General features: G+C 67.9%; 11 protein-coding genes. 1 reads left to right on the top strand and 10 read right to left on the bottom strand.

Translation table 11 applies throughout. From position 1 onward, the window contains the following. Window positions 1-6: 6 nt before the first annotated feature. The 7 genes from ACIA12_RS25300 to ACIA12_RS25270 all read right to left on the bottom strand — a co-directional run bounded on the left by ACIA12_RS25300 (window position 7) and on the right by ACIA12_RS25270 (window position 10,580). Window positions 7-1,383 carry an FAD-binding oxidoreductase gene (locus tag ACIA12_RS25300; protein WP_396369559.1) on the bottom strand — a complete coding sequence of 459 codons (1,377 nt, stop codon included), beginning with the start codon at window positions 1,381-1,383 and terminating at the stop codon, window positions 7-9. Continuing rightward, a complete protein-coding gene (locus ACIA12_RS25295) occupies window positions 1,380-2,255 on the bottom strand; it encodes a hypothetical protein (RefSeq protein ID WP_396369558.1) in 876 nt (291 codons plus the stop codon). Before ACIA12_RS25295 ends, ACIA12_RS25300 begins: the two co-directional genes overlap by 4 nt. Continuing rightward, window positions 2,252-3,469 carry a DUF2088 domain-containing protein gene (locus ACIA12_RS25290; protein WP_396369557.1) on the bottom strand — a complete coding sequence of 406 codons (1,218 nt, stop codon included), beginning with the start codon at window positions 3,467-3,469 and terminating at the stop codon, window positions 2,252-2,254. The genes ACIA12_RS25295 and ACIA12_RS25290 overlap by 4 nt, the downstream gene beginning before the upstream one ends. A 101-nt stretch (window positions 3,470-3,570) precedes the next feature. Then, window positions 3,571-5,463 carry an IlvD/Edd family dehydratase gene (locus ACIA12_RS25285; RefSeq protein ID WP_396369556.1) on the bottom strand — a complete coding sequence of 631 codons (1,893 nt, stop codon included), beginning with the start codon at window positions 5,461-5,463 and terminating at the stop codon, window positions 3,571-3,573. Window positions 5,464-5,508: 45 nt separating this feature from the next. Beyond that, entirely contained in the window at window positions 5,509-6,960 is a 1,452-nt protein-coding gene (locus ACIA12_RS25280; RefSeq protein WP_396369555.1) for an aldehyde dehydrogenase (NADP(+)), read from the bottom strand. Next, the gene (locus ACIA12_RS25275) at window positions 6,957-7,754 is read right to left on the bottom strand and encodes a fumarylacetoacetate hydrolase family protein (RefSeq protein WP_396369554.1); all 798 of its coding nucleotides are present in this window, start codon (window positions 7,752-7,754) and stop codon (window positions 6,957-6,959) included. Before ACIA12_RS25275 ends, ACIA12_RS25280 begins: the two co-directional genes overlap by 4 nt. A 117-nt stretch (window positions 7,755-7,871) precedes the next feature. After that, window positions 7,872-10,580, bottom strand: coding sequence for a UxaA family hydrolase (locus tag ACIA12_RS25270; RefSeq protein WP_396369553.1), 2,709 nt, complete (start codon window positions 10,578-10,580; stop codon window positions 7,872-7,874). Between the two features lie 124 nt (window positions 10,581-10,704). Between ACIA12_RS25270 and ACIA12_RS25265 the strand changes: the two genes are divergently transcribed. Beyond that, complete coding sequence (locus ACIA12_RS25265; RefSeq protein ID WP_396369552.1) at window positions 10,705-11,385, top strand: GntR family transcriptional regulator; 681 nt, start codon at window positions 10,705-10,707, stop codon at window positions 11,383-11,385. A 3-nt stretch (window positions 11,386-11,388) separates the two neighbouring features. On the opposite strand, the gene ACIA12_RS25260 is transcribed toward ACIA12_RS25265, so the two are convergent. The 3 genes from ACIA12_RS25260 to ACIA12_RS25250 all read right to left on the bottom strand — a co-directional run bounded on the left by ACIA12_RS25260 (window position 11,389) and on the right by ACIA12_RS25250 (window position 13,328). After that, a complete protein-coding gene (locus ACIA12_RS25260; RefSeq protein ID WP_396369551.1) occupies window positions 11,389-12,585 on the bottom strand; it encodes a Gfo/Idh/MocA family protein in 1,197 nt (398 codons plus the stop codon). Window positions 12,586-12,655: 70 nt separating this feature from the next. Beyond that, the gene (locus ACIA12_RS25255) at window positions 12,656-12,889 is read right to left on the bottom strand and encodes a hypothetical protein (RefSeq protein WP_396369550.1); all 234 of its coding nucleotides are present in this window, start codon (window positions 12,887-12,889) and stop codon (window positions 12,656-12,658) included. 184 nt (window positions 12,890-13,073) lie between these two features. Continuing rightward, window positions 13,074-13,328 carry a hypothetical protein gene (locus ACIA12_RS25250; RefSeq protein WP_396369549.1) on the bottom strand — a complete coding sequence of 85 codons (255 nt, stop codon included), beginning with the start codon at window positions 13,326-13,328 and terminating at the stop codon, window positions 13,074-13,076. Window positions 13,329-13,446 lie beyond the last annotated feature (118 nt).

Genomic DNA, 13,446 nt, shown 5'->3' with positions numbered 1-13,446 from the left:
AGGCATTTACAGGAAGAGTTTGTCGGGGTTGAGCAGGTTGGCTGGGTCGAAGACGGACTTGAGGCGGCGTTGCAGGGCGAGGCCTACCGGGCCGAGTTCCTGGGCCAGCCAGCGGGACTTGAGTTTGCCGATGCCGTGTTCGCCGGTGATGGTTCCGCCCAGGGCGAGGCCGAGGTTCATCACGGCGCCGAAGGCCTCCAAGGCGCGCGCCTCGGCCGCCGGGTCGTTGCGGTCGAAGACGACGGTCGGGTGCATGTTGCCGTCACCTACGTGCCCAGGGCAACAAATCAGTACGTCGTACTTCGCGCCGATCTCCGCGATCCCCTGCAACAGTGCGACCAGCTTGCTGCGCGGTACCGCGACGTCGTCGATCAGCGTCGCGCCGAGCGGCTCCAGCGCCGGATTCACCAATCTGCGTGCCTCCAGCAACATCCTGGACTCCTCGGCGTCGGAGGCCTCGGCGACCTCGACAGCCCCGTACTCCGTGCAGATCCGCGCGATCGCCGCCACGTCCTCCGCCGCCCGCGGACCTCGATCCGACTGCGCGATCAGCAGCGAACCCACATCGGCCGGCAGCCCCATGTCGCGGTAGTTCTGGATCGCCCGCGCCGTCGGCCCGTCGAGGAACTCGAGCAGCGAGGGCCGCAACCCCGAGGCCATCACGGCAGCGGCCGCGGCGATTCCCGCCTCGATCGACAGGAACGTCGCGGCCGCGGTCAACGCCGCCTCCGGCTCCGGGCGGAGCGCCAGCGTCGCCTCTGTGACAACTCCGAGCGTGCCCTCCGATCCGACGATCAGGGAGGTCAGGTCGTAGCCGGCGACCCCCTTCGCCGTCCGCCGACCGGTACGCACCACCTCGCCGGACGCGAGCACCACCTCCAGCCCGCGCACGAAGTCGCCGGTCACGCCGTACTTCACGCAGCACAGCCCGCCCGCGTTGGTGGCGATGTTGCCGCCGATCGTGGACATCTCCCACGACGAGGGGTCCGGCGGGTAGAACAGCCCCTGCGCCAGCACGGCCCGCGAAAGCTCGGCATTCACGACGCCGGGCTGGACGACGGCGACCTGGTCTTCGACGGAGATCTCCAGGATCTTGTTCAGCCGCGAGGTCGACAGCAACAGGCACCCGTCGAGCGCATTCGCTGCACCGGACAAGCCAGTCCGCGCACCCTGGGTGACCACCGGTACGCCGTACTCCCCTGCTGCACGCAGTACCTGCTGCACCTCCGCTGTCGAGGAGGGCCGCACCAACACGGCCGGCACCCCGGCCTCGCAGAAGGTCGCGTGGTCATTGCGATGGCTGTCCAGTACGTCGGGGTCGGTGACGACCGCCTTCTCCCCCAGCGCGGTCCGCAGCCCCGCGATCAGCAGATCAGTGCTCATTCCTCGTCCTGTTCAGCCAGCAGTCGCAGGATCAATTCGGCCCGGCGGACCCGTTCGCGGCCGAGCGCCTCGGCCGTCGCTGCCAGGTGGGCGCCGACCGGGTAGATGTTCGGCGCGTTCCGCAAACCCATCTTCAGGTAGACGGGTGCGGCGACGCGCACCACGTCCGGTACGTCGTAGAACCGGACGTGCCCGCCTTGGTCGTCGGGGACTTCGATGTACATGTCGATCGGTACTGTCGTCACCGCCCGGATTTCCGCGAGCACGTTGATCGGGAGGTCGGTGGACACGTTCAGGCTGGTTGCGCCGAGTCGTTCGTAGAGGGCGGCGGTCGGTGCGTTGGGCAACGGCATCAGGACGGAGGTCTTCAGCACCAGGTCGGCCGGCAGCTCGCCTTCTTTCTTCAGCAGGCCGAGGAGTTCCAGTACGCCGATGTCGCCGACCAGGAGGCTCCGTACGCCCAGCTCGACGGCACGGTATGCATCGCAGAGCGACGCGGCAACCATCTCATTGCCTCGGGCAACTCCGCCGACGGCGGCCGAGACCTTTGCCTGGCCGCCGGTGTCCCAGGCGCCGCGCGGGCCGAGGAACAGGCAGACCTCGACATCGTGATCGGCGCCGAGGGCAAGCATTTCGTCGATCTCGGCGTCGGTCAGCATCATCACGCCGCTGCCTTGCGAGACACGGTGCACCGTGACGCCGCGTGCCGCCGCTTCGTCGAGGACGGTCCGCATCACGGCCGGTCCTTCACAGCTCGGGATCTCCACCCGGTACTGCGCTCCGTCGCCGAACCGCCCGGTGGAGGTGAAGTCCTGAGCCGGGGTGATCAGCCCCCGCTCGGCGAGCAACACACGAGCCTCCCGCAGATTCATGACTCGCCCCAGCTGGTCAGGGATCCCGTTTTGTCGGTCAACTCGCGTGCGGTGCCGGTGATCTCGAGGTCGAATCGTTCGCCGACCTCGGCCAGGAGCGCCGGGGTCACCATCAGCTCGTTGGGTGACAACGTGTCGGCGATCCGTGCGAGCCGTAGCTCGGACCAGTCGCGGCGGCCGCTCATCGTCACCGCGCCCAATATCGCGGCCGCGTCGTCCTCCAGCACCATCGGGAGGCGGGATCTGCGTGCTCCGCCGGCGCCGGAGGTCAAGGCGTTGACGTAGCTGGCTCGGAGGTCGATCTGTTCGAGCATCTTGGCCGGGATGACGTCGGCCAGGCCGAGTCCCGAGGCGTTTCCGTGCGACGCCTCCGACAGGCGGTGCACGCTGACGGCGGCGATCGATGGCGATTCGAACTCGGGGATGCCGTGGACCCAGCATCGGCCGAGGACGTTGGTGTCCATGCCGGTTCCGGATTTGTCCTTGCCCATCTCGTCGACGACGAGGACGTCGAGTTCGTCGAAGGGGAGGCGGGCCATCAGGCTGCCGGCTCGTTGCAGGAGTGCGTTCTCCGCGGCGCCGGCGATGCCGTCGGGGGTGACCAGCTCGACGGAGGCGGTCTTCTCGTAGGCGTTCTCGATGATCGCCAGGCCGCCGAGGATCTTGCCGGAGTCGATGATCATCCGGGCGGCTTGTTCGATCGAGGAGCCAAGGAGGGGGATGCCGCCGGCGTGGAGGGCGGCGGCGCCTTGGTGGTTGCCGAGTCCGATGGCCAGGATCTTGCCCAGGCCGCTCTCGACCGGGCCGTGGAAGTCGGTGTGCGGTTTGACCCGGTTGATGAGCAGGACACCGTCGGCCCTGGCGGCCAGGGCGTCGTGGTGTACCGGCGTACCGTCCGGCAAGTTGCCTAGGACAACTGTTTCCATGGTCGCCTCGATCGGACAGCCGATCGACGCCGGCGTGACACCGAGGCCTTCGAGCATCTCGCGCTGCCCGTCCGCTGTCGCGCCACCATGCGATCCCATCGCCGGTACTACGAAAGGCTCCGCACCCTTCGCCCGCAACCAGTCGACAGCCGCCCGCACGACTGTCACCAGGTCATGAATCCCCCGACTCCCTGCAGTCACCGCAATCCGGTCCCCGGCCTTGACCGCAGTCGCCAACGGCTCAAGCGCCCGCTGCGCGGCGCCGTACGGATCTTCTTCCGTCGGCACGTCATGCAAGAGCCTGCGAACGGGTGTGACCAACGGCAAGGTGCCAGTGGGCCGCAAGCCGCGGACAGCTTCGAACGGTCCCCAACCCTTATCTGTGGGCATTAGTGGCTCTGGCGGGCTACGGCTGAGCCGGTGCGGCCTACTAGGAAGTCTAGGTCGCAGCCTTGGTTGGCCTGGGTTACGTGGTTTACGTAGAGGCGGGCCCAGCCTCGGTCGGCGGGCTCGATGAGTGGGGGTGTCGCCTCCCACTTCGCCCGGCGTTCGGCTAGTTCTTCGTCGGGGACGTCCAGGTGGAGGGTGCGGGCGGGGACGTCCAGCTCGATCCAGTCGCCGGTTTGGACCAGGGCCAGCGGGCCGCCTACTGCTGCTTCGGGGGCTACGTGGAGGACTACCGTTCCGTACGCCGTACCGCTCATGCGGGCATCGGAGATTCGGACCATGTCGTCTACGCCTTGTTCGGCGAGTTTGCGGGGGATGGTCATGTTGCCTACCTCGGGCATGCCGGGGTAGCCGCGTGGGCCGGCGTTCTGGAGGACCAGGACGGTGTCGGCGTCGACGTCCAGGTCCGGGTCGTCGACAGCCAGGTCGTACTCTTCGATGCTGCTGAAGACGAGTGCCTTGCCGCGGTGCTGCAGCAGTCTCTCGGAGGCTGCGGATTGCTTGATGACGGCACCGTCCGGGGACAGATTTCCCTTGAGGACAGCGGTTCCGGCGCCGCTGCCGAGCGGGTTGCCGACGGCTCGGATCACCTCGGTGTCGACGGTGCGCTCGGTGTTCGCGACGTTCTCGCCAATGGATTTGCCGGTGACGGTGATCGCGTCGGCCTTCAGCAGCGGCAGGATCTCGCGCAGGACGGCGGGCAGTCCGCCGGCGTAGTAGAAGTCCTCCATCAGGTACTTCCCCGACGGCTGCAGGTCGACCAGCCACGGTACGCCGCGAGCCCACTCGTCCATGTCGTCGAGGGTGAGGTCGACGCCGACGCGGCCGGCGATCGCGAGCAGGTGGATCACCGCGTTGGTCGAACCGCCGATCGCGGCATTGGCCCGTACGGCGTTCGCGAACGCGTCCCGGGTCAGGATGTCGCTCGGCTTGAGGTCTTCCTCGACCATCTGCACGATCCGCTGGCCGGCCTGCTGGGCGATCGCGTACCGCCGGGAGTCGACGGCCGGGATGGCGGCCGAGCCCGTGAGTTGGAGGCCGAGCGCTTCGGCCATACAGGCCATCGTGGACGCCGTTCCCATCGTCATGCAGTGGCCGTTGCTGCGGGACATACCGGATTCGGCGGCGGCGTAATCCTCTTGGGTCATCCGGCCGGCGTTGACATCCTGGGTGAATCGCCAGACCGCCGTACCGGAGCCGATGTCGCAGCCGCGGAACTTGCCGTTCAGCATCGGGCCGCCGGTCACCACCAAGGTCGGCAGGTCGACCGAGGCCGCGCCCATGATCGAGCCCGGCGTGGTCTTGTCGCAGCCGGTCAGCAGGACGGCGCCGTCGATGGGGTTGCCGCGCAGGGATTCCTCGACATCCATGCTGAGCAGGTTGCGGAACAGCATCGCGGTCGGCCGCAACATCGTCTCGCCCAGCGACATCACCGGAAACTCCAGCGGGAATCCGCCGGCCTGCCACACCCCCCGCTTGACCGACTCCGCCAGCCTGCGCAGGTGAGCGTTGCACGGCGTCAACTCCGACCAGGTATTACAGATGCCGATGACGGGCCGGCCGTCGAACACCTCGTCGGAGAACCCCTGGGCCCGCATCCACGACCGATGGATGAAGCCGTTGCGGTCCTTCTCCCCGAACCAGTGATCGAAGCTCCGGCGCCCTGTACCGCCGCTGGCGGCGGCGTTGAGGGAAGACGGGCTGGCGGCCGGGCGACCGGTCTTCTCCGGCGTGGGGTCACCCGACCCGGCCGGGGTGTCGGTGGGGGTGGTCGGGGTTGAGTCGTCCGGGTCCGCGACCGGGGGGAGGGTTGGGTCGTTCGGGCGGTCGCTCACGGGAACCTCCGGGTGGTTGCGGCGCAGGGATTGGCAGCAGGCGGGTCAGCTGGGTACTTCGGCGGTGGTGATGACTCCGTTGATCCGGCGGGGGATGCCGGCGGGGTTGGCGTTTCGCAGTACCTCAGGAAGTACTGCGTCAGGGGTGTCCTGGTAGGCGACCGGGCGTTGGAAGCGGCGGGCCGCGGTGACGCCGACGCTGGTGTGGATGGAGCCGACCGTTGAGGGGAAGGGGCCACCGTGGTGCTGGGCCCAGGAGACGGCGACTCCTGTCGGCCACCCGTTCCAGAGGACTCGGCCGGCCCGCGCGGTCAGGAGCGGGAGCAGGGTGCGGGCCAGGTCGGTGTCGGCGTCTTCCGCGTGGAGGGTGGCGGTGAGGTTGCCTTCGAAGGCTTCCACCGCGGCGGTCAGTTCTTCAACAGACGAGTACTCGACGACGATCGAGACGGGGCCGAAGCACTCCTCGAGGATCTCCTCGCGGCGCTCGAGCAGCTCGGCGACCGTGGTACCGAGCAGGGTGGCGGGCCCGTCGCTGAGCACGCGGAGACCATCCACCTTGCGGAGACGGTCGAGGCCGGAGGAGAAACCGGAGGCGATGCGGTCGTTGAGCATCGGGGCTTCGGCGACGCCGCCGGTCGCCTCGATCAATTTGTCTGACAGACCGTGTCCGGCCGGCAGGAAGAGCAGGCCGGGCTTGGTACAGAACTGCCCGACACCGAGAGTGAACGACCCGACATAACCCGCCGCGATTTCGTTGCCTCGGGCATCGATGGCCGCCTGCGTGACCAAGACCGGGTTCAGGCTGCCGAGCTCGCCGTAGAACGGGATCGGCTCCGGTCGCGTCACCGCGATCTCGTGCAGCGCCTTGCCAGCCGGCACCGACCCCGTGAACCCGGCCGCGGTGATCCGCGGATCCTTCAACGCGGTCACGCCCACGTCGTACCCCTGGATCAGCCCCAGCGTCCCAGCCGGCGCGCCAGCAACACGCAGCGCCTCGATCATCACCTCAGCCGTCCGTACCGACAGATCCGGATGACCGGGATGCGCCTTGACGACGACCGGGCATCCAGCCGCGAGCGCCGACGCGGTGTCGCCACCACAAACACTGAACGCGAAGGGGAAGTTGCTGGCAGCAAACACCAGCACCGGCCCGAGCGGTACCAGCACACGCCGCAGGTCAGGGCGCGGTACCGGCTTGGCCTGCGGGTCAGCCGTGTCGATGATGATCTCGAGCAGCGACGCCTCGGCCAGCGCGTCGGCGAACATCCGCAGCTGCCCGCTGCTTCGCGCGACCTCGCCCCGCAACCGCGCCTCAGGCAGCGACGACTCGCGCATCGCGATCGGTACCAGCTCGTCCGCGGCCGCGTCGAGCGCATCGGCGACCGCACGGATCCACCCGGCTCGTACTCCGGGCTCCGAGGCGGCAAGCGGTCCGGCGGCAGCCGCCGCGTCGCTGAGTGCCTGCTCGAGTTCAGCGGGAGTGGTGTCGGGGGTCATCGGGTCTCCTCCAGAGTCTGCGCTGCCAGGAAGGCGAATGGTTCCCGGCCAACTGCCACCGTATTCGTCAGCGTGCCGACCTCGCTGATCGAGATCGCCACCTGGTCACCGGCCCGGAGCGCGAAGTCCAGTTCCGGCACGATCCCGGTACCCGTGGCCAGGATCACGCCGTCGGGGAACTCGTTGGCGGCGAACAGTACGTCGATCAGGTCCGGCAGCTCCCGGACGAGCTGTTTCGTCGACGTCGTGCCGGTGAAGACGTCGGCGCCGTCGCGGCGGATGACGAGGTCGATGGTCAGGTTCTTGGGGTCCGCGACCTCCCACGCCGGGCGGATCCCGGTCGCCAGGGCGCAGCCGCCGGCGAACACCTTCGCCTGCGGGATGTAGAGCGGGTTCTCGCCCTCGATCGAGCGGGAGGACACGTCATTGCAGATGGTGAAGCCGACGATCTCGCCCCGGCTGTTCGCGACGACGGCGAGTTCGGGCTCCGGTACGTCGTGCCCTGAGTCTTCCCGGATGCCGATCTGTTCGCCGTCGGTGACGAGTCGCCAGGCGGGCGACTTGGGGAAGAGTTCGGGGCGCGGCGCGGAGTACACGCGGTCGTACACGGACTGCTCGGTGCTCTCCTCCATCCGGGCGCCGCGGGATCGCTCGTACGTGACGCCGGCGCACCAGACCTCGCCGCGGCCGTCGAGCGGCGGCAGCAGGGTCACATCGGCCACCGGTACGCCGTCTTCGCGGTAGTCCGTCGCCGAGCGGAGCTCCTCGGCGCTCAGGCGCAGGAGCTCCGCCATCGTGGCGACCCCGCGAACCGGTGCCACCGTGTCACCGGTTCGGACTCCGGCAAGCGGTCGCTGTCCCGGGAGCAGGTACCGGACCAAATGCATTGGTTCCACCTTTCGAGCTTGGGGTCACATCGAGGTGCCGAGGAGGCCGCGAGTGATCTGGAAGCCGACGTTGCCGGATGCGACCGCCTTCGGCACTTGCTGTCTGCTCGCTACTGCGGCCAGGGTTTCGAGTGCTACCGCTGCCTGTTCGCGGGCGTTGCCTGAGGCAACTGCATCCAGGTCGTCGCCGTACTGCGCGACTGTCTCGGGGTCGCTGCTGAACTCGATGACGGGGACGAAGCGTTGGGCGGAGAGGGTGCCGCTCGCCACGTGAGCGAGTACTTGCTGGACGCCGCCGGCGCCGAAGCCGGTGACGGTCTCCATCCAGTCGGTGCCGGGCATTCGCATCACGTGCCAGCCCTTCGCGGTGAAGCGCTGGCCGTGGGCGATCGTCGGGCCGACCGGGTTGGTGGAGCCGAAGGCGGCGTACCGGAATCTCTCGTCGTTGAGGAGTGCGCCGCGGGAGGAGAGGACGATCGAACCGCCTGCGTTGACGATCGCGCGGCCGGTCAAGGCGAGTGCCTCGGATGTTTCGGTGGTCAGCGGACCGCGGGCTTCGAGCGCGATGGTGAGCTCGCCCAGGGTGCTCTGGACTTCTTCTGGTTTGGGAAGATCGAAGCTGGCGAACCAGTCGCGCACGCGGCCGGTGACGGCGTCGAGCCCGCCGTCCGCCTGGATACTCGCCCAGCCGAACCGCGACGGATCAGCACCGGCTTCCACCAGCCGCGACCGGAAGTAGTCGTTATGCGTCTTCTCGCAACCATGCTCAAGCAGCAACGCCATCCGGGTGTTGGGGTGCAGCAAATACCCGAGCATCGTCCGCGCGAAGGTCTCCTCGGACGCCCCACCACTGGACCCACACCCCTCGGTATGCGGCAACGCCACCATCCGAGTCACCGCATCCCCCGCCCACCTCTCCAACTCCCCTTGCCCTGCCAGCCGCAAAGCAATCTGCCCCGAACACAAACTCGTCGGAAGGATGAGCCCAACAGCCTCCGGCACCACACGGTCGTCAACCCGCAACAACCGCAAGTCGCTCAACTCACCTGCAGGTTCGGCCGAGGTCGCGATCGGAGTACCAGCCAACGGAGCGTCTCGGTCTTCGGTGGGGAGGTCTTGGAGGTTGCGGGTGGTGCGGCCGTCTGGGGTGATGGAGATGCCGGGGCGGGGGGCGGTTTGGCGCCAGTTGCGCCAGATGGAGACCTGACTGTGGCCGGCTTGTTCGCCTGCGGTGGGTTGGCCGGAGGCTACCTGGACGGTGAGGGCGAAGGTTTCGGCCGTGAGGGTGTCCATCGGGGTGCCGGTCAGGTAGCGGCCGGCGTCTACGTCCATTTCGGCGTGCAGCAGGTCGTACCGGGTCGTGGTGGTGACGAACTTGATCGTCGGGACGAAGGGGAAGTTGGTGATCGAGCCGTTGCCGGTGGTGAAGAAGATCAGGTTGCAGCCGCTGGCGACCTGCCCGGCGACCGATTCCAGGTCGTTGCCGGGGCTGTCCATGAAGACGAAACCGTGGCCGGGCATCCGCTCGGCGTAGTCGATCACGTGGTCCAGCCGGACGTCGCGATCCAGCTTGCGGGCAGCGCCGACCGACTTGAGGACGATGTTGTAGAGGCCGCGATAGACGTTGCCACCGGACGGGTTGCCTTCGGCGGTATGCCCGTGCCAGCCGACCCGTTCCTTGAACGACTGGACGGTTCTGAGGAATCTCCTCGCCGTCGGCAGGTCTCTGACGTTCTTGAGAACGTACCCCTCGGCCCCGATCAACTCATCGGTCTCCGCCAGTACCGCGATGCCGCCGTGCCTGATCACCTCACGCGCGACCGCCCCCGACAACGGATTCGCACTGACCCCCGAGAACGCGTCCGACCCTCCACACTGCAACCCGATCCACAGATCTGCCAGCGGTACCTCCCGCCGCTCCTGCGCGGCGACGATCGGCAACCAGGGCTCGACCAATCGGCCCGCCGCGGTGAGATCCGCCTCGAAACCGCCGCGCCTGGTGAAGTACGCATGCGGCACCCGGATCGCCGGATACCCCCGCTCGGCCATGAAGTCCTTGATCGCCTGTCCGGAGACGAGTTCGCCCTCGGTGTCGACGATCAGCACCGCGCCGACATTGGGGTTGAGCGCGAACCCCGCCAACGTGGCCAGCAGGAGCGCCAGGTTGTTCGGCGTACCTTCCTCGCCACCTTCGGTATGAGCGACCGGCACGACGACGCCGTCGCCGAAGCGCCGAGCCAGCTCGGTGACGAACCCGCTGCTGCGTGAACTCGTCGCCAGCAGTACTACGTGATTGCGCGTCCCCGCCGGCCCCTGCTCCCGGGGATAGCCGAGGAAGGTGCCGGGTTGCTCGACCGACGTGACCTGGCGGCCGAGGTTGAGGGCCGACTCGTCGAGTTCGTACGGGTCGAGCGGCTCGTTCTTGGCGCTCGGCTCGGTCGGGAGGCCTTCGACGCCGCGGGCTGACACGGCGGCGAGGCTGGTCGGCGTACAGACGTAGTCTCCGACGGACAGGTCGCGGAGGGCGCGGGCGAACGGGGTGTTCCAGGAGAGCAACGGCTCGCCGGTGGCGACCGGGCGGGCGACGAAGCGGTGGCCTTCGAGCACGGTGTGCGGCAGCGTCACCGGCGTACCGGCGAAGTCGATCACGGTACCGGCCTCGAGGCGGCGCGAGGAGATGGCGACGTTGTCGCCCGGCTCGGGCAGTACGCCGATCTCGTCGAACCTGAGCATCGTTTTCCGCCTCCGGCTGGCTGGTCGGGCTGGAATCGTGCATGATGCATGATTACCAGTGCCACCCTGCCGAACTGCGCGGGCTGGGTCAAGGGCACGACCACTCCCTGGCGAAGGGTGCCCGATGGAGACAGTGGAGCCGCAGGATCGGCGGTTGCTGCGGCGGCAGATGCTGGCCGACGACGTGTACGAGGCGATCAAGACGATGCTGATGGACCACGCGATCCGGCCGGGCGCGCGGATCTCGATCGACGGTCTCGCGCGCGACTTCCAGGTCTCGTCCACGCCGGTCCGCGAGGCGCTGGCGCGGCTGGAGTCCGAGGGGCTGGCCGACAAAGAGCCGCTCAAGGGGTACCGCGCCACTCCCCTGCTCTCACTGGCGGAGTTCGACGACCTGTACCGATTCCGCCTGCTCCTCGAGCCGTGGGCAGCACGACGAGCGGCCGAGCTCATCGACGACACCGGCCGCGATCTGCTGACTACAGAGCTCGCGACCGCGGTCGAGCCGACATCAGTCGACTACGCCGGGTACAAGTCGCTCACCGCGCACGACAACCGGTTCCACACCCTCATCACCGGACTGTCCGGCAGCGAGCAGGTCCGCCTCGCCTTCCAGCGGACCCACTGCCACCTGCACATCTTCCGCCTGCACTACGACCGCGACACCGGCCCCGAAGTCCTGGTCGAACACCGCCAGATCGTCGAAGCCATCCTGTCCGGAGACCCGACCGCCGCCGAGGCCGCGATGACCAAACACCTCGACAACTCGATGTCGGTCCGCCTCCGCAAGGTCTACGAACAGTAGGCCTCAGGCAGGAGCGTCGCCGTGGTCGGGGATCTGCAGCTGTACGCCGCCCTGAAGGGCGGACTGGTGAGCGTAGATGCCGGGCAGCGTGTAGCGGGCGGCGACCCAGGCGTTGACCGGCGGGAGCGTCTTGTCGGCGACGGCGCGGACGAAGTCGTCGGCGAGGAAGTGGTGTGAGCCTTCGTGGCCGTTGTGCAGACCGGCGAACTCGGCCGGCAGCCGGTCGCGATCGTGGACCGGTGACAGGCCGGAGCGGAAGGCGTCGCGCAGCGCCGGGTCGACGTTGGCCAGGTCGGCGTCGTCCAGGGAGCCGCTGGGTTCGGTGGCCATCAGCTCGGTGATGTCCTCGACGCCCTGCTTGGTCTGCCACAGCGTCGTCGTCGCCAGTTGCTCGAAGCTGCCCTCGGTGCCGAACACCCGCAGCCGCGACTCCCGCAGGTGCGACGGGTAGCCGACGCGACGCATCTCGTTGGTCCGCATGATGCCACCGTCGGCGAGCTTGAACAGCGCCGTCGCGTTGCTGAAGTCGTTGTCGAACTGGCTGATCTCCTTGTCGAACACCCCGTCGCCGCGCTCGTCCTTCACCCCGATGCAGGAGACGTGCGTGGCGTGCTGACCGGTCACCGACAAAACGTTGCCGACGGCATGCGTCGGGTAGAGCATCGGCGGGAAGGACGCGGTCTTCTTCCAGTCCTCGCCACCGCTGTACTGGTACGCCGCGTAGAACCCCAGATCCATGTCGTGGACGTAGTCGCCCTCGGCGTAGAACACCCGGCCGAAGTCACCAGCCGCGAGCCGCCGGCGGCAGTACACCGACGAGGGGTAGTAGAAGCTCGTCTCGCCCATCATGTAGGTCAGGCCGGTCTCCTTGACCAGCTCGATGATCCGCGCGATCTGGTCGGCCTGGATCGCCATCGGCACCGTCGAGTAGACGTGCTTGCCGGCTTCCAGCGCCTGGATCGCCATCTCGCCGTGCAGCCAGCGCTGGGTGAAGATCGCGACCGCGTCGACGTCGGACGCAAGCATCTCCTCGAACGACTGGTACGTGAGTGAGACGCCCTGTTTGGCGGCCAGCTCGGCCGTCCGCTCGGGCACCACGTCGGTCAGCCGGACGTCCTTGACGTCAGGATGGGCAGACCACAACCGCACGAACGAGGGGGCGAACTGGCCGGCTCCGACCACACCGATGCTGATGCTCATGATTCAAGGCAATCACACATCGCCTGATCAAGTAAGAACAATTCCGCACACCAAGACGGCAGCGCCGAAGTCAGCCGTGCATCAGCAGGAGTGAGCGGTCCGCAGTGGCCAGTTCGAGCCGGCCGGCGTCGACGGCGCCGTACGCGCCGATGGGTCCGCTGGCCTTGCGGCCGTGCCGGGTGAGCCAGAATCCCCAGCCCGCGGGAGCGTCCGGCCACTCGGGGTCGGGCTCCCAGCCGACCGGCGGGCGCCACGCAGCCGTCGGCGGCTCGGGCCAGCTGGGCGGTGGGTTGAATCTGTGCACGGGCGAGCCTTTCCCCAGTCGATTCGGTGACAACTCCCCAGGAGATCCGATCTTGATCGGCACGTTGTCTGACAGATCAACGAACGGCTCTCGTGGATGTCACGCCTAAATCTTGGTAAAGATTATTGGCTCAGCCCGTGGCTTGGCTAGGGATGCAGGTAGTGAGCAAACGGCTACGCAGCGCTCAGGCAGCCAGGTTGCGATCGCTCAAGCGTTCCGGATAGGCGCCGGCCGCGAGTGCCTGGTCGAAGGCGGCCAGTTGGGTGCAGGCGGCGGACAGCGCCTCGGCCTGCGTACGGCAGCCGTCGACGTACCAGTACGGGTCGTCGGGCTGGCGGTCGTCGGCGTCGTCGATGTCGGCGTACCAGCAGTCCACGTCGCCACGGTGGTAATGCACCACGCGAACCTTGAGCTTCATGCGGTCTAGGACGTCCCCCATGTTCTCCACGGTTCCACTCGCGGCGGATCCTGGCCAACCATTTTGTCCTGGTGACAACCCGGCCTCGACCGGATCGAGACCTTCTTGAAAGGTTTCAGTACGGTCGCGCTGGTCGTTG

Origin of the sequence: Kribbella sp. NPDC051620, assembly GCF_044453825.1 — a bacterium.
GTDB lineage: Bacteria > Actinomycetota > Actinomycetes > Propionibacteriales > Kribbellaceae > Kribbella.
The sequence above is the reverse complement of the archived record's forward strand: the minus strand, read 5'-3'. Positions and strand labels throughout refer to the sequence as shown.